Origin of the sequence: Escherichia coli DSM 30083 = JCM 1649 = ATCC 11775 (assembly GCF_003697165.2) — a bacterium.
GTDB classification, from domain to species: Bacteria; Pseudomonadota; Gammaproteobacteria; order Enterobacterales; family Enterobacteriaceae; genus Escherichia; species Escherichia coli.
In genome coordinates, this window is record NZ_CP033092.2 from 1,873,808 (window position 1) to 1,892,879 (window position 19,072).

The following is a 19,072-nucleotide window of genomic DNA, read 5'->3' on the forward strand; positions in this document are numbered from 1 at the left end:
CATTGCCGCCGGTATGACCCGACGGCATCCTTCCCGTTATGAACACTCTCGCAAATATTCAGGAACTCGCGCGCGCACTGCGCAACATGATCCGCACCGGCATTATCGTCGAAACCGACCTTAACGCCGGTCGCTGCCGTGTGCAGACCGGCGGCATGTGCACCGACTGGCTTCAGTGGCTGACCCATCGCGCCGGACGTTCGCGCACGTGGTGGGCACCTTCCGAGGGGGAACAGGTGCTGATTCTGGCCGTGGGCGGTGAACTCGACACGGCGTTCGTTCTGCCGGGGATTTATTCCGGTGATAACCCCGCGCCGTCTGCGTCGGCGGATGCCCTGTACATCCGTTTCCCTGACGGGGCGGTGATTGAGTATGAACCCGAAACCAGTGCGCTCACGGCAAGCGGAATTAAAACGGCCAGCGTGACGGCTTCTGATTCTGTTACTGCCACGGTGCCGGTGGTCATGGTGAAAGCATCAACCCGCGTCACCCTGGACACACCGGAGGTGGTCTGCACCAACAGGCTGATTACCGGCACGCTGGAAGTGCAGAAGGGCGGGACGATGCGCGGCAACATTGAACACACCGGCGGTGAACTCTCATCAAACGGTAAGGTACTGCATACCCATAAACACCCCGGCGACAGCGGCGGCACAACCGGGGGACCTCTATGACTGCGCGTTATCTCGGAATGAATCGCAGTGATGGCCTGACTGTCACTGACCTTGAGCATATCAGCCAGAGTATCGGCGATATCCTGCGCACACCGGTCGGCTCGCGGGTGATGCGTCGTGATTACGGCTCGTTGCTGGCGTCAATGATTGACCAGCCGCAGACTCCGGCGCTTGAGTTGCAGATTAAGGTCGCCTGTTACATGGCGGTGCTGAAATGGGAACCCCGCGTCACCCTGTCATCCGTCACCACTGAGCGCAGTTTTGACGGGCGAATGACGGTCACGTTAACCGGTCAGCACAACGACACCGGCCAGCCACTTTCGTTAACCATCCCTGTGAGTTGAAACCATGCCGATTATCGACCTGAACCAGCTACCCGCACCGGATGTGGTCGAGGAGCTGGACTTTGAAACCATTCTTGCCGAACGCAAGGCGACACTGATTTCCCTTTACCCGGAAGACCAGCAGGAGGCGGTCGCCCGTACCCTGACGCTGGAATCCGAGCCTCTCGTCAAACTGCTGGAGGAAAATGCTTATCGTGAACTTATCTGGCGTCAGCGTGTGAATGAGGCCGCACGGGCGGTGATGCTGGCCTGTGCTGCCGGTAATGACCTTGATGTGATTGGTGCCAATTACAACACCACGCGCCTGATTATCACCCCGGCAGATGATTCGACTATCCCGCCGACACCGGCAGTGATGGAGTCTGACACCGATTACCGGCTGCGTATTCAGCAGGCGTTTGAAGGCTTAAGCGTCGCCGGGTCGGTGGGTGCCTATCAGTATCATGGCCGCAGTGCCGACGGGCGTGTCGCGGATATCTCTGTCACCAGTCCGTCTCCGGCCTGCGTCACCATCTCTGTGCTGTCACGTGAGAATAACGGTGTGGCATCCGAAGACCTGCTGGCGGTGGTACGTAACGCCCTTAATGGCGAGGATGTCAGGCCGGTGGCTGACCGCGTGACCGTGCAGTCTGCCGCCATCGTTGAATACCAGATAAACGCCACGCTTTACCTTTACCCTGGTCCCGAAAGCGAACCCATCCGCGCGGCCGCAGTAAAAAAACTGGAAGCGTATATCACGGCACAGCACCGGCTGGGGCGCGACATCCGTCTGTCTGCCATTTATGCCGCTTTGCATGTGGAAGGCGTGCAGCGTGTCGAACTGACTGCACCGCTGGCCGACATCGTGCTCAACAGTACGCAGGCGTCTTTCTGTACCGAATACCGCGTCGTGACCGGAGGCTCTGATGAGTGATTCGCGCCTGCTGCCGACCGGCTCATCACCGCTTGAAGTTGCCGCCGCAAAAGCCTGTGCGGAAATTGAAAAAACGCCGGTCAGTATTCGTGAGCTGTGGAACCCGGACACCTGTCCGGCAAATCTGCTGCCGTGGCTGGCGTGGGCGTTTTCTGTTGACAGGTGGGATGAAAAGTGGCCGGAAGCAACAAAACGCGCCGTTATCCGCGATGCGTATTTCATTCACTGCCATAAGGGCACTATAGGCGCAATCCGGCGTGTGGTGGAGCCGCTCGGCTATCTCATTAACGTAAAGGAATGGTGGGAGACAAACGACCCGCCCGGAACCTTTCGCCTTGATATCGGTGTGCTGGAAAGCGGCATCACGGAGGAGATGTATCTGGAAATGGAACGGCTTATTGCCGATGCCAAACCCGCAAGTCGCCACCTTATCGGTCTGAACATTATCCAGGACATTCCCGGCTGTCTGTATACAGGCGGTGTGGTCTGTGATGGTGATGTTATTACTGTTTATCCCGGATAAGTGAGAAACAATGAGCACGAAATTTAAAACCGTTATCACTACTGCCGGAGCCGCAAAGCTGGCAGCCGCCACTGTCCCCGGCGGGAAAAAAGTAACCCTGTCTGCAATGGCCGTGGGTGACGGTAATGGCAAATTGCCGGTGCCGGATGCCGGTCAGACGAAACTGGTGCATGAGGTCTGGCGTCACGCTCTGAATAAAGTCAGCGTGGATAACAAGAATAAAAACTATATCGTGGCTGAACTGGTTGTACCGCCCGAAGTGGGCGGCTTCTGGATGCGTGAGCTTGGTCTGTATGACGATGCCGGAACACTGATTGCGGTATCCAACATGGCTGAAAGCTATAAGCCAGAACTGGCTGAAGGCTCCGGGCGTGCGCAGACCTGCCGCATGGTTATTATTGTCAGTAACGTGGCGTCCGTTGAGCTGAGTATTGATGCCAGCACAGTGATGGCGACGCAGGATTACGTCGATGACAAAATCGCAGAGCATGAGCAGTCCCGCCGCCATCCTGACGCCACGCTGACAGAAAAAGGTTTTACTCAGTTAAGCAGTGCAACAAACAGCACCAGTGAGTCATTGGCAGCAACGCCAAAAGCGGTCAAGGCAGCAAATGACAACGCAAATTCACGTCTGGCGAAAAATCAGAATGGTGCAGATATCCAGGATAAATCAGCTTTTCTGGACAATGTTGGCGTTACCAGCCTGACGTTTATGAAAAACAATGGCGAAATGCCGGTTGATGCTGATCTGAATACGTTTGGTTCTGTTAAGGCTTATTCAGGTATCTGGTCTAAAGCAACGTCCACCAACGCAACACTGGAGAAAAACTTCCCTGAAGATAATGCTGTCGGTGTGCTTGAGGTTTTTACTGGCGGCAATTTTGCAGGCACGCAACGCTATACCACACGTGACGGAAATTTGTATATCCGCAAACTCATTGGAACATGGAATGGTAATGATGGACCATGGGGAGCATGGCGCCATGTTCAGGCTGTAACGCGAGCTCTAAGTACGACCATTGACCTTAACTCTCTCGGTGGCGCAGAACATTTAGGTCTATGGAGAAACAGCAGTTCAGCAATAGCTTCTTTTGAACGACATTACCCCGAGCAGGGAGGAGACGCGCAGGGCATTCTGGAAATTTTCGAAGGTGGGCTATATGGACGCACACAGCGTTATACAACCCGTAACGGGACTATGTATATTCGCGGCCTGACAGCCAAATGGGATGCAGAAAATCCACAGTGGGAAGACTGGATCCAAATTGGTTATCAGACCAGTAGTACCTTCTATGAGGATGACCTGGATGATTTGATGTCTCCAGGTATTTACAGTGTGACAGGCAAAGCGACCCACACCCCAATCCAGGGGCAGTCTGGTTTTCTGGAAGTCATCAGGCGCAAGGATGGTGTCTATGTTTTGCAACGTTACACGACCACAGGAACCAGCGCAGCTACAAAAGACCGTTTATATGAGCGAGTGTTTCTTGGTGGCTCATTTAACGCGTGGGGGGAGTGGCGACAGATTTATAACTCAAACTCTTTGCCGTTAGAGTTGGGTATCGGTGGCGCAGTGGCAAAACTCACCAGCCTGGACTGGCAGACATACGATTTTGTGCCGGGCAGTCTGATAACCGTTCGGCTGGATAACATGACCAATATTCCCGACGGTATGGACTGGGGCGTCATTGATGGCAACCTGATAAACATCTCAGTCGGTCCGAGTGATGATTCTGGTTCGGGACGCTCAATGCATGTATGGCGCAGCACTGTAAGTAAAGCCAACTACCGCTTTTTTATGGTGCGTATTTCAGGAAATCCGGGAAGCCGCACGATCACGACAAGACGTGTGCCAATTATCGACGAAGCCCAGACATGGGGCGCGAAACAGACATTCAGTGCTGGCCTTTCTGGTGAACTGTCCGGCAATGCGGCGACAGCAACAAAGCTGAAAACAGCCCGTAAAATTAATAACGTTTCGTTTGATGGAACATCAGATATTAACCTGACGCCGAAAAATATTGGTGCATTTGCTTCAGGAAAAACAGGAGACACCGTTGCGAATGATAAAGCCGTTGGATGGAACTGGAGTAGCGGAGCCTATAACGCAACTATTGGTGGGGCATCAACGTTAATTCTTCATTTTAATATCGGGGAAGGAAGTTGTCCCGCCGCCCAGTTTCGCGTTAATTATAAGAACGGTGGTATTTTTTATCGTTCTGCTCGTGACGGTTACGGATTCGAGGCTGACTGGTCTGAGTTTTATACCACAACGCGAAAACCTACAGCGGGAGATGTCGGTGCACTGCCGTTATCTGGTGGTCAATTGAATGGTGCTCTGGGTATAGGAACATCCAGTGCTCTTGGCGGTAATTCGATTGTTTTGGGTGATAATGACACGGGCTTTAAACAAAATGGTGATGGTAATCTGGATGTTTATGCTAATAGCGTCCATGTTATGCGCTTTGTCTCCGGAAGCGTTCAAAGTAATAAAACCATAAATATTACGGGGCGTGTTAATCCCTCGGATTACGGTAACTTTGATTCCCGCTATGTGAGAGATGTCAGACTTGGCACACGTGTTGTCCAGACCATGCAGAAAGGGGTGATGTATGAGAAAGCAGGGCACGTAATTACCGGGCTTGGTATTGTCGGTGAAGTCGATGGTGATGACCCCGCAGTATTCAGACCAATACAAAAATACATCAATGGCACATGGTATAACGTCGCACAGGTGTAATTTATGCAGCATTTAAAAAATATTACTGCGGGTAATCCAAAAACTGTTGCCCAATATCAACTGACAAAAAATTTTGATGTTATCTGGTTATGGTCCGAAGAGGGAAAAAACTGGTATGAGGAAGTAAGTAATTTTCAGGAAGACACGATAAAGATTGTTTACGATGAGAATAATATAATTGTCGGCATCACCAGAGATGCTTCAACGCTCAACCCTGAAGGTTTTAGCGTTGTCGAGGTTCCTGATATTACCGCCAACCGACGTGCTGATGACTCAGGTAAATGGATGTTTAAGGATGGTGCCGTGATTAAGCGGATTTATACGGCAGACGAACAGCTGCAACTGGCGGAATTACAGAAGTCAGCTTTGCTTTCCGAAGCTGAAACTATCATTCAGCCACTGGAACGCTCTGTCAGACTGAATATGGCAACAGATGAGGAGCGTAGCCGACTGGAAGCATGGGAACGCTACAGTGTTCTGGTCAGCCGTGTGGATCCTGCAAATCCTGAATGGCCGGAAATGCCGCAATAAGTTGTATGATCTCTGGAGTGAGCTAACGTATCTATAGCACAGAGTAAAGCCTAATCTGACAGTCTGCTCTGTGCTAGGAGCGGACTGACCTGCTTCCCGATGATTAATACACAGCTATGCTAGTAATGTCCGTAGATCGCTGTGTGTTGCATCCATCGGTTGAACTCACAGTCCAAACCAGACTGTCAGCTTTGATTAGATTCTACCTACTCAACCTGTCAGATAAGGTCTGAGCTAATACATCTAATATATGGCTTCGTGCAGGGGACGGCTATCGCGAACGTTAGGCCAGGTATCTGAATACGCACAGTTCACTTGGTTGTACTTCTTGCACTGATCTGCTATCCCGCACAGCTATTTATAGGTAATCTTCAGTGTATAATCTGCCAACTTATGGAAGCTTGTACAACAGGAGAAATATATGAAAAAAGAATTGTTTGGACGTTGCCCGTTTGATCTTGACGAAGATGTAAAAAAAATAGCCGCGATAAATAAATATATCCATGCAAAATTTGAGGAGCATAAAAATAAAATAGACAACCTAAAGGGTGTGGAACAAAAATTGATGGTCTTACAGTACTTTAATGTACTGAATGAACTTAGTAATCAGGCTATCTCTTCTTTGAATATAGGAGCCTTTTCAGCATCGGAAGTATTAGCTAGGGTTATAATAGAACAGGCTGCCAATCAATTTTATATAGCAATAGATGATGGCGAAAATGCACAAGCATTACTCAAGGCTAGTAAGAAATTAGTTCATAGTAATGGAAAACGGTGGCTGGAGTGTTTAAAATCCAAAGGAATGACTAATCCAGCAGCAAATGAAAGGATTCGCATGGGAAAAGAACTAACTGATCTATTTAATAGATTGTGGCCAAATACACCTGAATATCCAGGAACCAGAAGACTTTTTGAATTAATTGGCTGGGAAACACACTATCATGCCCATTACGTTCCCCTTTGTGATTCAATACATACATTCTCTGATGATATGGTAAATATAGTATCTCTATATAATGCAATCCAAAGTGATGAAAATACTGCTATCGAATTCATTCTTGCAGTTAAACAAGAAAATAAACGGCTGGCAATTTATAATTTTGTAATTGCTACGGCCCTTCGGTGTGAGGCCTTAGTAAATGTATTTAACTCTTTAGGTTATCAGGATATTATAACAGAAATGACACCAACAATAGATACAGTCAACCAGACTATAATTCGATATGATGATTTTGATCATTCCAGAATTGATGATTGTCAATAATTAATTGACAGAATACGTACATGCGCAACAACTAGTGATAGTTGACTTATTTTCGCTCTTGAGAGACAACCATACTCAAATCTCCCACATTGCAGGAGATTTGAATATGAAAACGTCACCGTGGAATAAAGACCGTACCATCGGTCAAAAAAGGCCACTTCAGATATTTCATATCTGGGGGATCCGGATTAGACTTGAGTTGGAAGGTAAAACACGCGATCTAGCTCTGTTCAACATGGCTTTGGACACTAAGCTACGGGGCTGTGATTTGGTCAAACTCAAAGTATCAGATGCTGCATATGGCAGTTCTGTCTCAAGCAGAGCAACGGTGTTGCAACAGAAAACCGGCAGCCCTGTCCAATTTGAGATAACCAAAGGGACAAGGGAAGCGGTTACTGCATTGATAAAGCTCGGCAACTGGCATAGTAAAGGCTTCCTGTTCCGCTCTCGGGTCGGAACTAACCACCATATATCAACCCGGCAATACAACCGAATTTTTCATGGGTGGGTAGAAAAGCTTGGTCTCGAAGATTCGCTGTACAGCACACATTCCATGAGAAGAACAAAACCTTACTTAATCTACAAGAAAACCAAGAGTCTCCGGGTGATCCAACTTCTGTTGGGCCATAAGAAACTGGAAAGCACAGTCCGTTATTTGGGCATTGAAGTCGATATAGAAGGTCTCTTTTAAGTTATGGGGGCTGATTTTATATTCAATAGCGTATGCTCATCGAAGAAATAAACTCATAAAATGTAAAGACAGCCAGCAAAAACATACAGATAAAGATAAGGGAAATAGCACACTTAACTAAGGGCTGAACCCCCCGAGGTGTTCCCCATGGTTTAGACATTTGGGTTATAACCCAAATAAATAAGGCCACAAAACAGCAAACACCAGCCAATCCGAGCAGAGATATTATGACAACTCCAAACAGATTTCCAACATCTAGTTTATCTGTTTTTGCAACTAGGGTTAACAAACCAGCAATAATAGTTGCAATCGATATTCCCGCAATGGTTGTGAGATCGGCGATAACAGCCAGTTTTTCTTTAGTATTTCCTTGAGTAAAGACCTCTAAAATTGATTTCATGGAAATAACCACCTACTATCGATTATATTCAGGAGCTTTTTATCATAACGATATCAGATAGATAAGGACATTGTAATATTTTGGATGATTTAAACTTGCTTTTGTAACTCTAATGTCCACTTTTCGCTCAAAGCAGACTGTCAGGTTTGATAGCATTTGGGCTATGTAAATTGTCAGGCGGAAAATGAGTGAGTACAAATCAGGACAGGCGGGCGAATTGCCCGCCTTTTCTTTATCTGTTGTTTCATCCACTGACCAGCCAGGTCAAATAGCGTCTTATGCTCTGCACAACAGAAAATAGTTGTACCCATTAACCACGGAGTTAAACGGATGAGTGACTATCATCATGGCGTGCAGGTGCTGGAGATTAACGACGGCACCCGCGTCATTTCCACCGTATCCACTGCCATTGTCGGCATGGTCTGCACGGCCAGCGATGCGGATGCGGAAACCTTCCCCCTCAATAAACCGGTGCTGATTACCAATGTGCAAAGCGCAATTGCAAAGGCCGGTAAAAAAGGCACGCTGGCGGCATCGTTGCAGGCCATCGCTGACCAGTCAAAACCGGTCACCGTTGTCGTGCGCGTGGAAGACTGCACCGGTGATGACGAGGAAACGAAACTCGCGCAGACCGTTTCCAATATCATCGGCACCACCGACGAAAACGGTCAGTACACCGGACTAAAAGCCCTGCTGGCGGCGGAGTCGGTAACCGGTGTTAAACCGCGTATTCTCGGTGTGCCGGGACTGGATACCAAAGAGGTGGCTGTTGCACTGGCATCCGTCTGTCAGAAGCTGCGCGCTTTCGGATATATCAGCGCATGGGGCTGTAAGACCATTTCCGAGGTGAAAGCCTACCGCCAGAATTTCAGCCAGCGTGAGCTGATGGTCATCTGGCCGGATTTCCTCGCATGGGATACGGTCACCAGTACCACCGCTACCGCGTATGCCACCGCCCGTGCGCTGGGTCTGCGCGCTAAAATCGACCAGGAGCAGGGCTGGCATAAAACGCTGTCCAACGTCGGGGTAAACGGTGTTACCGGCATCAGCGCATCTGTATTCTGGGATTTGCAGGAGTCCGGCACCGATGCTGACCTGCTTAACGAGTCAGGCGTCACTACGCTGATTCGCCGCGACGGTTTCCGATTCTGGGGTAACCGTACCTGCTCTGATGACCCGCTGTTCCTCTTTGAAAACTACACCCGCACCGCGCAGGTACTGGCTGACACGATGGCTGAGGCGCACATGTGGGCGGTGGACAAGCCCATCACCGCAACGCTGATTCGCGACATCGTTGACGGCATCAATGCCAAATTCCGTGAGCTGAAAACAAACGGCTATATCGTGGATGCGACCTGCTGGTTCAGCGAAGAATCCAACGATGCGGAAACCCTCAAGGCCGGAAAACTGTATATCGACTACGACTATACACCGGTGCCTCCTCTTGAAAACCTGACCCTGCGCCAGCGTATTACCGATAAATACCTGGCAAATCTGGTCACCTCGGTTAACAGCAATTAAGGAGCCTGACCGATGGCAATGCCGCGCAAACTCAAGTTAATGAACGTCTTTCTGAACGGCTACAGCTATCAGGGCGTCGCGAAGTCCGTCACGCTACCAAAACTGACCCGTAAGCTCGAAAACTATCGCGGTGCGGGGATGAACGGCAGCGCACCGGTAGACCTCGGCCTTGATGACGATGCGCTGTCAATGGAGTGGTCGCTCGGTGGCTTCCCGGATTCGGTTATCTGGGAGCTTTACGCCGCAACCGGTGTGGATTCCGTACCGATTCGTTTTGCAGGCTCTTACCAGCGCGACGATACCGGCGAAACGGTGGCCGTCGAGGTGGTCATGCGTGGACGTCAGAAAGAAATCGACACCGGCGAGGGCAAACAGGGAGAAGACACCGAGTCGAAAATCTCCGTGGTCTGCACCTATTTCCGGCTGACGATGGACGGTAAGGAGCTGGTCGAAATCGACACCATCAACATGATTGAGAAGGTGAACGGCGTCGACCGGCTGGAGCAACACCGCCGCAATATCGGCCTGTGATTTTCATCCGGTCAGCCTGGCTGACCGGTTAACCCCGATTCAGAAGTGAGAAAACCATGAACAAAGAAAATGTGATTACCCTGGACAATCCGGTCAAGCGTGGTGAGCAGGTTATCGAACAGGTCACGCTGATGAAACCTAATGCCGGGACGCTGCGCGGTGTCAGTCTGGCTGCGGTCGCGAACTCCGAAGTCGATGCACTGATTAAGGTGCTGCCGCGCATGACGGCACCGATGCTGACCGAGCAGGAAGTCGCCGCGCTGGAACTGCCTGACCTTGTGGCGCTGGCCGGTAAGGTGGTCGGTTTTTTGTCGCCGAACTCGGTGCAGTGACGCTTCCGAAAAATCTGTCGGTCGATGACCTGATGGCGGATGTGGCAGTGATATTTCACTGGCCGCCATCAGAACTGTATCCCATGAGCCTGACCGAACTCATCACATGGCGCGAAAAGGCGCTCAGGCGAAGCGGAAACACGAATGAGTAACAATGTAAAATTACAGGTATTGCTCAGGGCTGTTGACCAGGCGTCCCGCCCGTTTAAATCCATCCGCACAGCGAGTAAGTTGCTGTCGGGGGATATCCGGGAAACACAAAAATCACTGCGCGAGCTGAACGGTCACGCATCCCGTATTGAGGGATTCCGCAAGACCAGTGCACAGCTCGCCGTGACTGGTCATGCACTTGAAAAGGCACGGCAGCAGGCCGAAGCCCTTGCCACACAGTTTAAAAACACCGAACGCCCGACCCGTGCTCAGGCGAAAGTGCTGGAATCCGCAAAGCGTGCGGCGGAGGACTTACAGGCGAAATATAACCGCCTGACAGATTCCGTTAAACGCCAGCAGCGGGAACTGGCCGCTGTGGGAATTAATACCCGCAATCTTGCACATGATGAGCAGGGACTGAAAAACCGTATCAGTGAAACCACCGCCCAGCTTAACCGGCAGCGTGACGCGCTGGCGCGTGTCAGTGCGCAACAGGCAAAACTTAACGCAGTCAAACAGCGTTATCAGGCCGGAAAGGAACTGGCCGGAAATATGGCCTCAGTGGGCGCTGCCGGTGTGGGGATTGCGGCGGCGGGAACGATGGCCGGTGTTAAGCTGCTGATGCCCGGTTATGAGTTTGCGCAGAAAAACTCAGAATTACAGGCCGTGCTCGGTGTGGCAAAAGATTCTGCCGAAATGGCCGCGCTACGCAAACAGGCGCGCCAGCTCGGCGACAACACAGCCGCCTCGGCGGATGATGCTGCCGGTGCGCAGATTATCATTGCGAAAGCCGGTGGGGATGTTGATGCCATTCAGGCGGCAACGCCGGTCACGCTGAATATGGCGCTGGCGAACCGCCGCACGATGGAAGAAAACGCCGCCCTGCTGATGGGGATGAAATCCGCCTTTCAGCTTTCAAACGATAAGGTCGCTCATATCGGGGATGTTCTCTCCATGACGATGAACAAAACCGCCGCCGATTTTGACGGTATGAGCGATGCGCTGACCTATGCCGCACCTGTGGCAAAAAATGCCGGTGTCAGCATTGAAGAAACAGCCGCAATGGTCGGGGCGCTGCATGATGCAAAAATTACCGGTTCAATGGCGGGAACGGGAAGCCGTGCCGTGTTAAGCCGCCTGCAGGCACCGACGGGAAAAGCATGGGATGCACTCAAAGAGCTTGGTGTGAAAACCTCAGACAGTAAGGGAAACACCCGACCAGTATTTACCATTCTGAAAGAAATGCAGGCCAGTTTTGAGAAAAACCGGCTCGGTACTGCCCAGCAGGCTGAATACATGAAAACCATTTTCGGGGAGGAGGCCAGTTCAGCCGCCGCCGTGCTGATGACTGCCGCCTCAACCGGAAAGCTGGACAAACTGACCGCTGCGTTTAAAGCCTCAGACGGAAAGACCGCAGAACTGGTAAATATCATGCAGGACAACCTCGGCGGTGACTTTAAGGAGTTTCAGTCCGCTTATGAGGCGGTGGGGACTGACCTGTTTGACCAGCAGGAAGGCGCACTGCGTAAGCTCACGCAGACGGCCACAAAGTATGTGTTAAAACTCGACGGCTGGATCCAGAAAAACAAATCACTGGCGTTAACCATTGGCCTAATTGCCGGTGGTGCACTGGCGCTGACTGGCATCATTGGTGCCATTGGCCTCGTAGCCTGGCCGGTTATCACCGGCATCAATGCTATTATCGCGGCAGCAGGCGCAATGGGGGCAATCTTCACGACGGTTGGCAGTGCTGTTATGACGGCCATCGGGGCGATTAGCTGGCCGGTTGTGGCCGTGGTGGCTGCCATTGTCGCCGGGGCGTTGCTTATCCGTAAATACTGGGAGCCTGTCAGCGCATTCTTTGGCGGTGTGGTTGAAGGGCTGAAAGCGGCATTTGCGCCGGTGGGGGAGCTGTTCACGCCACTTAAGCCGGTGTTTGACTGGCTGGGCGAAAAGTTACAGGCCGCGTGGCAGTGGTTTACAAACCTGATTGCTCCGGTTAAAGCCACCCGGGACACCCTGAACCGTTGCCGTGACACGGGCGTCATGTTCGGGCAGGCACTGGCTGACGCGCTGATGCTGCCGCTTAATGCGTTCAACAAACTGCGCAGCGGTATTGACTGGGTACTGGAAAAACTCGGTGTTATCAACAAAGAGTCAGACACACTTGACCAGACCGCCGCCAGAACTCATGCCGCCACGTATGGCACCGGTGGTTATATTCCGGCGACCAGCTCTTATGCAGGCTATCAGGCTTATCAGCCGGTCACGGCACCGGCTGGCCGCTCTTATGTGGACCAGAGTAAAAACGAATATCACATCAGCCTGACGGGTGGTACTGCGCCGGGGACACAGCTTGACCGCCAGTTACAGGATGCGCTCGAAAAATACGAGCGGGATAAACGTGCGCGCGCCCGTGCCAGCATGATGCATGACGGTTAAGGAGGTGACGAAAAATGATGCTCGCGTTAGGTATGTTTGTTTTTATGCGCCAGACGCTGCCACACCAGACCATGCAGCGTGAATCAGATTATCGCTGGGCGTCAAATTCCCGTATCGGCAAACGGGATGCCTTTCAGTTTCTCGGTGTTGGCGAGGAAAATATCACGCTTGCCGGTGTGCTTTATCCCGAACTGACCGGCGGCAAGCTGACGATGACCACGCTCAGGCTGATGGCTGAGGAAGGCCGGGCGTGGCCGTTGCTGGATGGCACCGGCATGATTTACGGCATGTATGTCATCAGCAGGGTGAGTGAAACAGGGAGTATTTTCTTTGCAGACGGCACACCCCGGAAAATTGATTTTACGCTGTCGCTCACCCGCGTTGATGAATCACTGGCCGCGCTTTATGGCGATATCGGTAAACAGGCAGAATCGCTCATCGGTAAGGCTGGCAGTATGGCGACTAAATTCACGGATATGACGGGGGCGGGATAATGCTGGATGCACTGACATTTGATGCAGGCAGTACGCTGACGCCGGATTACATGCTGATGCTCGACAACAGGGATATTACCGGCAATATCAGCGACCGTCTGATGAGCATGACCCTGACGGATAACCGGGGCTTTGAGGCTGACCAGCTTGATATTGAACTGAACGATGCCGACGGGCAGGTCGGGCTGCCGGTTCGTGGCGCTGTCCTGACGGTGTATATCGGCTGGAAAGGTTTTGCCCTGGTATGCAAAGGGAAATTTACCGTTGATGAGGTTGAACACCGGGGCGCACCGGATGTGGTCACCATCCGCGCCCGGAGTGCAGATTTTCGCGGGACGCTCAATTCCCGCCGTGAAGGCTCCTGGCATGACACCACGCTCGGTGCGATTGTTGAAGCGATAGCCTCCCGTAACAGGCTGGAAGCCAGTGTCGCTCCGTCACTGGCCGGAATTAAAATCCCGCACATCGACCAGTCGCAGGAGTCTGATGCAAAATTCCTGACCCGCCTTGCTGAACGCAACGGCGGTGAGGTGTCGGTAAAAATGGGAAAACTGTTGTTTCTCAAGGCGGGGCAGGGGGTGACGGCCAGCGGTAAAAAAATCCCGCAGATTACCATCACCCGCAGCGACGGCGACCGCCATCATTTTGCGATTGCTGACCGTGGAGCCTATACCGGCGTAACGGCAAAGTGGTTACACACCAAAGACCCGAAGCCACAAAAGCAGAAGGTAAAACTGAAACGCAAAAAGAAAGAGAAACACCTGCGCGCACTGGAGCACCCGAAAGCGAAACCAGTCACGCAGAAGAAAGCGCCAAAAGTACCGGAAGCGCGCGAAGGTGAATACATGGCAGGTGAGGCTGACAATGTTTTTGCCCTGACCGCGGTATATGCCACGAAAGCGCAGGCCATGCGCGCCGCTCAGGCGAAGTGGGATAAGCTGCAACGGGGCGTTGCGGAGTTCTCCATCAGCCTGGCTACCGGTCGGGCAGATATTTACACGGAAACACCGGTTAAAGTGTCAGGCTTTAAGCGCGTCATAGACGAGCAGGACTGGACAATCACTAAGGTGACACATTTTCTGAATAATAGCGGCTTCACGACGTCCTTGGAGCTTGAGGTCAGGCTTTCTGATGTGGAGTACGAAACAGAAGATGATGAGTGATGTTTTTATTTTATCTATTTGTTTTATAAGGATAAATTAACTAAAATAGCACCATCAACAAAACCGGAAGAGGTGCTCGCGATGTTTCATTGTCCTTTATGCCAGCATGCCGCACATGCGCGTACAAGCCGCTATATCACTGACACGACAAAAGAGCGTTATCACCAGTGTCAGAACGTGAATTGCAGCGCCACATTCATCACTTATGAGTCGGTACAGCGATACATCGTGAAGCCGGGAGAAGTCCACGCCGTAAGACCGCACCCGTTGCCGTCAGGGCAGCAAATTATGTGGATGTAATTACAAACAGGAAGCCCCTCAGTCGAGGGGCTTTTTTGTCGATGTGGTCAATGTGTGGACGTGACCAGAAATAAATCCTTTTATTTCATTGTGTTACGCGTAAAAAATAAGCCTGCGTAAGGGAGATTACACAGGCTAAGGAGGTGGTTCCTGGTACAGCTAGCATTTTATGGGTTATGTTTTTCAGCGAAACGGATGATAACCTTAATAAATGCAGCTGTATGTGATCGGTTTCTAAGAATTTTCCATCCGGGAAAAATAATCGAAATTAATCACTTACCGTGGGGGTTACGCGTGGTTTCCCCGGAGAAATTACGCATCAGCAGCGCGTAATTTAGCTCAAGATCCTGCGGCACCGGGAGCCACACAGTATAACCATCGCCTGGTGCGACCGGCATCGCTTCACCTTTGGCGTTTTCCATATGCTCAAGGGTAAAGTTAATGTTGCCTTGCGGCGTCATCAGCTCAAGGCTGTCGCCAACGGAGAATTTATTTTTCACCGCTACCGCCGCGAGCTCCCCCTTGCGCTCACCGGTAAACTCACCAACAAACTGCTGGCGGTCAGAAACCGAATAACCGTATTCGTAGTTCTGATAATCGTCGTGGGTATGACGACGCAGGAAACCTTCGGTATAGCCACGATGCGCCAGACCTTCCAGCGTTTCCAGCAGGCTGGTATCGAACGGTTTGCCCGCAGCGGCGTCATCGATAGCTTTACGGTAAACCTGCGCGGTGCGTGCGCAATAGTAGAAAGATTTGGTACGGCCTTCGATTTTCAGCGAATGCACGCCCATTTTGGTCAGGCGTTCAACATGGGCGATGGCGCGCAGATCTTTCGAGTTCATGATGTAAGTGCCGTGCTCATCTTCAAACGCGGTCATATACTCGCCCGGACGCTGGGCTTCTTCGATCATAAACACTTTGTCGGTTGGCGCGCCGATACCCAGCGTCGGCTCAACATTTTGCACCGGAATCGGCTCGTACTTGTGTACGATGTTGCCGACGTCATCTTCTTTCCCTTCCTGGACATTGTACTCCCAGCGGCAGGCGTTGGTGCAGGTGCCCTGGTTCGGGTCGCGCTTGTTGATATAGCCAGAGAGCAGGCAGCGACCGGAGTAGGCCATGCACAGCGCGCCGTGAACGAAGATTTCGATCTCCATATCCGGCACCTGATTGCGGATCTCTTCAATCTCTTCCAGTGACAGTTCGCGAGAGAGGATCACGCGGGTCAGACCCATTTGCTGCCAGAATTTCACCGTCGCCCAGTTTACGGCGTTAGCCTGTACCGAGAGGTGGATTGGCATTTCCGGGAAGTGTTCACGCACCAGCATAATCAGCCCTGGATCGGACATAATCAGCGCATCCGGCCCCATTTCCACCACCGGTTTCAGGTCACGGATAAAGGTTTTCAGCTTGGCGTTGTGCGGTGCAATGTTGACCACGACATAAAACTTTTTCCCCAGCGCGTGGGCTTCATTGATGCCGAGCTGAAGATTTTCGTGGTTGAATTCGTTGTTGCGTACACGCAGGGAGTAACGCGGCTGGCCCGCATAAACAGCATCTGCGCCATAAGCGAAAGCGTAACGCATATTTTTCAGCGTTCCCGCCGGGGAAAGGAGTTCCGGTTTAAACATAATTCTCTCGTTCTGATGACAGGTCAGAGCCGCTTCACCTGATGAAGCGGTTAGGGGAGTGCCCCCACTTTAAGGGCGGGCATTGTAGCGCAATCGGCGGGTTTAGCTCCAGTGTAAATGTGAGGGGAGAAGTGGCAGAGATGGGAGTATCTACACGAAATCTTCATGTAGTGATAAAAGAAAAAGTTGACGATACTGACTACTTTCCTGAATGTTCATCCCCTGATAATTATGAATGTATTTGCCGTCCTCTTACAGCCTGAATTATTGAGGATGTAAAATAATGTCATTTATCTCAATTATTCACTAAAATAAACTGCAAATATAAGACATAATTTCCAAAGTTTGTGACGCTGCCACTATTGAGTTTACGTTATTTTCTTGAGTGGCTTACTTGAGTATGTACCTGCAACCATGCTGATTTAGATAAAAAATCTATAGTCAACAATTATTGCTTTGAGTGATATAATAAACACGGGCGGATGTTATGACTGGAAATATTCACCAGAATTATAATGCAAGGGATGTAATTAATGCCCCGGAAGTAAAAACAGCAATTTTGCAAAGAAGTCTGTTTCGCCAGGATAATGAGACCATCCAAAAATGGTTACTCAACCATTTTTATCGATGGCTAATTAGTGACTTTCCAATGGTGCAACAAATTAACTCGCTTGCAGAATATTCACTGTTTAATAAAAATGATGATGTAATCCCGGAATGGCTGGTATCGAAGTTTAATACTGCCTCAGTATCAACTGCGACACTTTATTATATCGAAACCGATCATCAACAAATATTAACCAAAGAACGGGAGTTGGTGGAATTTCTTTCCAGGAAATGTGGTACCCGTCTGGAATCAAAACTACAGCGCATAACCTGCTACGTTGCGTTCAGAATGCGTGAAGAAGAGCATGAAAAGATGCTTCAACGACGCGAGAAAGGGTGGCAGCCGAGTGAACAAAATACTGTAAAGTCAATACTTGATGTGCCAGACGGAAAAATTGTTGAGTTTGATGCCAGTCATTCGAACCTTCGTCGTGAAATGGCTTATGAATCATGGCATATGCAACATTGCGTAGGCCAGTTTGATGATCGAAAAAATCTTACCGGTGGTTATGGTGAGTATTATGCAAATCAAATTGAGCAACATAAATTACGGTTATTCAGTTTGCGTGATAATAATAATATTCCTCATGTTACTATTGCTCTCAATGTTGTTGGTGATTCACTTGAAATTGATCAAATAAAAGGTAAGCAAAATCGTCATCCAGTTAAAAAATATGCGGACGATGTTTTGTCTCTTTTGCAACTATTATCACCACAAGCAGTTCGACATAGTGATTGTGAAGGTATGGGTATTGTTTATGAAAATACACCTGAATATCAGGGGTGGAAATATGTAACGGAAGTATACGAAACCAGTTTTTTACTAAGCGTACTACATAATAACTTTCATTTATTAGAACATTTTACAAATCCTTCAGTGGAGTTGCAGTGGTTACTGTTACACAGCGCACCTGATAAGTTACATTATCTTAATGCTATTGACCCTATAGTTGCTACTTCTGCGGAAATGTTATTCCCTGGCGCTGAGTGGCATCCGCAATTTGCAGGTCAAAATATCAGCAACATTTCCTTTGAGATAGAGAGTTTGACATTACAGACATCTCATTACTTACCCCTGTCAGAGGTTGAAAAATAATGAGTCTTATCATTGTTCTCCTGGTCGCAATATTTATTTTTATCTATAGATACAAAAAAAACAAACCACAAATCGATGCTTTTATTGCTAAAGAAAAAGAAAAGGATCTAATCAAGGACAAAAGACGAGCAACAAAGAGACGTAAGTGGGCATTAGCAATTGGTGATATAGTTGCTCGTCGTAATGGACTGTCAGTAAATGGCTTCACGTTAGATTTAAAGTTGACTGATGATAAGCGTCAACAACTTGCACTACAGGTTAAACAAGAGCTAGGAACAGAAACTTACCAAAGCAACGAAGATTTCCGTCAACAAATTGGCGTTATATTACAGCGCTGGGCTACAGGGCTTGGTAATTCTCCACATGATTTTTACGAACAACTGGCAGCACAAGGCCAGGTTCTGGATGGGCTGGCGTTTGACTGTATGCGCACTGCTTTTTTAACTCGTTGCATCGCCGGTTTAGGCTGGTGCGATGAAAACCAGGCCTGGATAGTGTTATTACTGAATGCTCAAAGAGCACAAGATTGTTTCGCTTCATGGGAAGATTATGCCAGTGCTTATGTTCGCGCCCGACAAAAATGGTTAATGATATACGATACCCCCGTCGCCACTGCGAACCGTGATTTAAAGGAAGTCACTGCATGGTTGAAAGATCCATCCAGTAACTGGAAAAAATTGCCGTGGAATGAATTTAAAATTTTTGAACCTAATTAAAAGGATA

20 protein-coding genes are annotated in these 19,072 nt (G+C 49.9%); 18 read left to right on the plus strand and 2 right to left on the minus strand.

Annotated elements, in window-relative coordinates; genetic code table 11:
- Positions 1 to 38: 38 nt before the first annotated feature.
- From EAS44_RS09995 to EAS44_RS10030, 8 genes are all read left to right on the plus strand, one after another.
- A complete protein-coding gene (locus EAS44_RS09995; protein ID WP_001093701.1) occupies positions 39 to 674 on the plus strand; it encodes a phage baseplate assembly protein V in 636 nt (211 codons plus the stop codon).
- Positions 671 to 1,018, plus strand: coding sequence for a GPW/gp25 family protein (locus EAS44_RS10000; protein WP_000127164.1), 348 nt, complete (start codon positions 671 to 673; stop codon positions 1,016 to 1,018). Before EAS44_RS09995 ends, EAS44_RS10000 begins: the two co-directional genes overlap by 4 nt.
- Before the next feature lie 4 nt (positions 1,019 to 1,022).
- The gene (locus EAS44_RS10005) at positions 1,023 to 1,931 is read left to right on the plus strand and encodes a baseplate assembly protein (RefSeq protein ID WP_001121478.1); all 909 of its coding nucleotides are present in this window, start codon (positions 1,023 to 1,025) and stop codon (positions 1,929 to 1,931) included.
- The gene (locus EAS44_RS10010) at positions 1,924 to 2,454 is read left to right on the plus strand and encodes a phage tail protein I (RefSeq protein WP_001285322.1); all 531 of its coding nucleotides are present in this window, start codon (positions 1,924 to 1,926) and stop codon (positions 2,452 to 2,454) included. The genes EAS44_RS10005 and EAS44_RS10010 overlap by 8 nt, the downstream gene beginning before the upstream one ends.
- Positions 2,455 to 2,464: 10 nt before the next feature.
- Positions 2,465 to 5,194 carry a phage tail protein gene (locus tag EAS44_RS10015; protein WP_000104719.1) on the plus strand — a complete coding sequence of 910 codons (2,730 nt, stop codon included), beginning with the start codon at positions 2,465 to 2,467 and terminating at the stop codon, positions 5,192 to 5,194.
- 3 nt (positions 5,195 to 5,197) lie between these two features.
- Positions 5,198 to 5,725 carry a tail fiber assembly protein gene (locus EAS44_RS10020; protein WP_001164151.1) on the plus strand — a complete coding sequence of 176 codons (528 nt, stop codon included), beginning with the start codon at positions 5,198 to 5,200 and terminating at the stop codon, positions 5,723 to 5,725.
- A 421-nt stretch (positions 5,726 to 6,146) separates the two neighbouring features.
- The gene (locus EAS44_RS10025) at positions 6,147 to 6,989 is read left to right on the plus strand and encodes a DUF5677 domain-containing protein (RefSeq protein WP_000711883.1); all 843 of its coding nucleotides are present in this window, start codon (positions 6,147 to 6,149) and stop codon (positions 6,987 to 6,989) included.
- Positions 6,990 to 7,095: 106 nt separating this feature from the next.
- On the plus strand, positions 7,096 to 7,680 hold the full coding sequence (locus EAS44_RS10030; RefSeq protein WP_001447266.1) for a tyrosine-type recombinase/integrase: 585 nt from the start codon (positions 7,096 to 7,098) through the stop codon (positions 7,678 to 7,680).
- A gap of 22 nt (positions 7,681 to 7,702) precedes the next feature.
- Here EAS44_RS10030 and EAS44_RS10035 read toward each other — a convergent pair whose 3' ends face one another.
- Positions 7,703 to 8,080 (minus strand): hypothetical protein, encoded by a 378-nt coding sequence (locus tag EAS44_RS10035; protein WP_000836023.1) that lies wholly within the window; start codon positions 8,078 to 8,080, stop codon positions 7,703 to 7,705.
- Positions 8,081 to 8,410: 330 nt separating this feature from the next.
- Here EAS44_RS10035 and EAS44_RS10040 point away from each other — a divergent pair, with 330 nt between their 5' ends.
- The 8 genes from EAS44_RS10040 to ogrK all read left to right on the plus strand — a co-directional run bounded on the left by EAS44_RS10040 (position 8,411) and on the right by ogrK (position 15,013).
- Entirely contained in the window at positions 8,411 to 9,601 is a 1,191-nt protein-coding gene (locus EAS44_RS10040; RefSeq protein ID WP_029130958.1) for a phage tail sheath protein, read from the plus strand.
- Positions 9,602 to 9,613: 12 nt separating this feature from the next.
- A complete protein-coding gene (locus tag EAS44_RS10045) occupies positions 9,614 to 10,132 on the plus strand; it encodes a phage major tail tube protein (protein ID WP_001251412.1) in 519 nt (172 codons plus the stop codon).
- 56 nt (positions 10,133 to 10,188) lie between these two features.
- A complete protein-coding gene (locus tag EAS44_RS10050; protein ID WP_001031303.1) occupies positions 10,189 to 10,464 on the plus strand; it encodes a phage tail assembly protein in 276 nt (91 codons plus the stop codon).
- The gene (locus EAS44_RS10055) at positions 10,461 to 10,616 is read left to right on the plus strand and encodes a GpE family phage tail protein (protein ID WP_000174594.1); all 156 of its coding nucleotides are present in this window, start codon (positions 10,461 to 10,463) and stop codon (positions 10,614 to 10,616) included. Before EAS44_RS10050 ends, EAS44_RS10055 begins: the two co-directional genes overlap by 4 nt.
- On the plus strand, positions 10,609 to 13,056 hold the full coding sequence (locus EAS44_RS10060; protein ID WP_000069909.1) for a phage tail tape measure protein: 2,448 nt from the start codon (positions 10,609 to 10,611) through the stop codon (positions 13,054 to 13,056). The genes EAS44_RS10055 and EAS44_RS10060 overlap by 8 nt, the downstream gene beginning before the upstream one ends.
- A gap of 14 nt (positions 13,057 to 13,070) precedes the next feature.
- Positions 13,071 to 13,550: a phage tail protein gene (locus tag EAS44_RS10065; protein WP_000978873.1), complete on the plus strand. Its 480-nt coding sequence runs from the start codon at positions 13,071 to 13,073 to the stop codon at positions 13,548 to 13,550.
- The gene (locus EAS44_RS10070; RefSeq protein ID WP_000882921.1) at positions 13,550 to 14,713 is read left to right on the plus strand and encodes a phage late control D family protein; all 1,164 of its coding nucleotides are present in this window, start codon (positions 13,550 to 13,552) and stop codon (positions 14,711 to 14,713) included. Before EAS44_RS10065 ends, EAS44_RS10070 begins: the two co-directional genes overlap by 1 nt.
- Positions 14,714 to 14,794: 81 nt before the next feature.
- Positions 14,795 to 15,013 carry a prophage transcriptional regulator OgrK gene (gene ogrK, locus EAS44_RS10075; RefSeq protein ID WP_000468308.1) on the plus strand — a complete coding sequence of 73 codons (219 nt, stop codon included), beginning with the start codon at positions 14,795 to 14,797 and terminating at the stop codon, positions 15,011 to 15,013.
- A 272-nt stretch (positions 15,014 to 15,285) separates the two neighbouring features.
- On the opposite strand, the gene yegQ is transcribed toward ogrK, so the two are convergent.
- Positions 15,286 to 16,647, minus strand: coding sequence for a tRNA 5-hydroxyuridine modification protein YegQ (gene yegQ, locus EAS44_RS10080; RefSeq protein WP_000476019.1), 1,362 nt, complete (start codon positions 16,645 to 16,647; stop codon positions 15,286 to 15,288).
- Positions 16,648 to 17,134: 487 nt separating this feature from the next.
- Between yegQ and EAS44_RS10085 the strand changes: the two genes are divergently transcribed.
- On the plus strand, positions 17,135 to 18,349 hold the full coding sequence (locus EAS44_RS10085; protein WP_000147372.1) for a PcfJ domain-containing protein: 1,215 nt from the start codon (positions 17,135 to 17,137) through the stop codon (positions 18,347 to 18,349).
- Positions 18,349 to 19,065, plus strand: coding sequence for a DUF1266 domain-containing protein (locus tag EAS44_RS10090; RefSeq protein ID WP_000052543.1), 717 nt, complete (start codon positions 18,349 to 18,351; stop codon positions 19,063 to 19,065). The genes EAS44_RS10085 and EAS44_RS10090 overlap by 1 nt, the downstream gene beginning before the upstream one ends.
- Positions 19,066 to 19,072 lie beyond the last annotated feature (7 nt).

Coding starts and splice junctions, on each gene's coding strand:
- EAS44_RS10025 (WP_000711883.1), top strand. CDS start 6,147: ATGAAAAAAGAATTGTTTGGACGTTGCCCGTTTGATCTTGACGAAGAT.
- EAS44_RS10020 (WP_001164151.1), top strand. CDS start 5,198: ATGCAGCATTTAAAAAATATTACTGCGGGTAATCCAAAAACTGTTGCC.
- EAS44_RS10030 (WP_001447266.1), top strand. CDS start 7,096: ATGAAAACGTCACCGTGGAATAAAGACCGTACCATCGGTCAAAAAAGG.
- EAS44_RS10015 (WP_000104719.1), top strand. CDS start 2,465: ATGAGCACGAAATTTAAAACCGTTATCACTACTGCCGGAGCCGCAAAG.
- EAS44_RS10070 (WP_000882921.1), top strand. CDS start 13,550: ATGCTGGATGCACTGACATTTGATGCAGGCAGTACGCTGACGCCGGAT.
- EAS44_RS10050 (WP_001031303.1), top strand. CDS start 10,189: ATGAACAAAGAAAATGTGATTACCCTGGACAATCCGGTCAAGCGTGGT.
- EAS44_RS09995 (WP_001093701.1), top strand. CDS start 39: ATGAACACTCTCGCAAATATTCAGGAACTCGCGCGCGCACTGCGCAAC.
- EAS44_RS10040 (WP_029130958.1), top strand. CDS start 8,411: ATGAGTGACTATCATCATGGCGTGCAGGTGCTGGAGATTAACGACGGC.
- EAS44_RS10035 (WP_000836023.1), bottom strand. CDS start 8,080: ATGAAATCAATTTTAGAGGTCTTTACTCAAGGAAATACTAAAGAAAAA.
- EAS44_RS10000 (WP_000127164.1), top strand. CDS start 671: ATGACTGCGCGTTATCTCGGAATGAATCGCAGTGATGGCCTGACTGTC.
- ogrK (WP_000468308.1), top strand. CDS start 14,795: ATGTTTCATTGTCCTTTATGCCAGCATGCCGCACATGCGCGTACAAGC.
- EAS44_RS10065 (WP_000978873.1), top strand. CDS start 13,071: ATGATGCTCGCGTTAGGTATGTTTGTTTTTATGCGCCAGACGCTGCCA.
- EAS44_RS10045 (WP_001251412.1), top strand. CDS start 9,614: ATGGCAATGCCGCGCAAACTCAAGTTAATGAACGTCTTTCTGAACGGC.
- EAS44_RS10010 (WP_001285322.1), top strand. CDS start 1,924: ATGAGTGATTCGCGCCTGCTGCCGACCGGCTCATCACCGCTTGAAGTT.
- yegQ (WP_000476019.1), bottom strand. CDS start 16,647: ATGTTTAAACCGGAACTCCTTTCCCCGGCGGGAACGCTGAAAAATATG.
- EAS44_RS10060 (WP_000069909.1), top strand. CDS start 10,609: ATGAGTAACAATGTAAAATTACAGGTATTGCTCAGGGCTGTTGACCAG.
- EAS44_RS10090 (WP_000052543.1), top strand. CDS start 18,349: ATGAGTCTTATCATTGTTCTCCTGGTCGCAATATTTATTTTTATCTAT.
- EAS44_RS10005 (WP_001121478.1), top strand. CDS start 1,023: ATGCCGATTATCGACCTGAACCAGCTACCCGCACCGGATGTGGTCGAG.
- EAS44_RS10085 (WP_000147372.1), top strand. CDS start 17,135: ATGACTGGAAATATTCACCAGAATTATAATGCAAGGGATGTAATTAAT.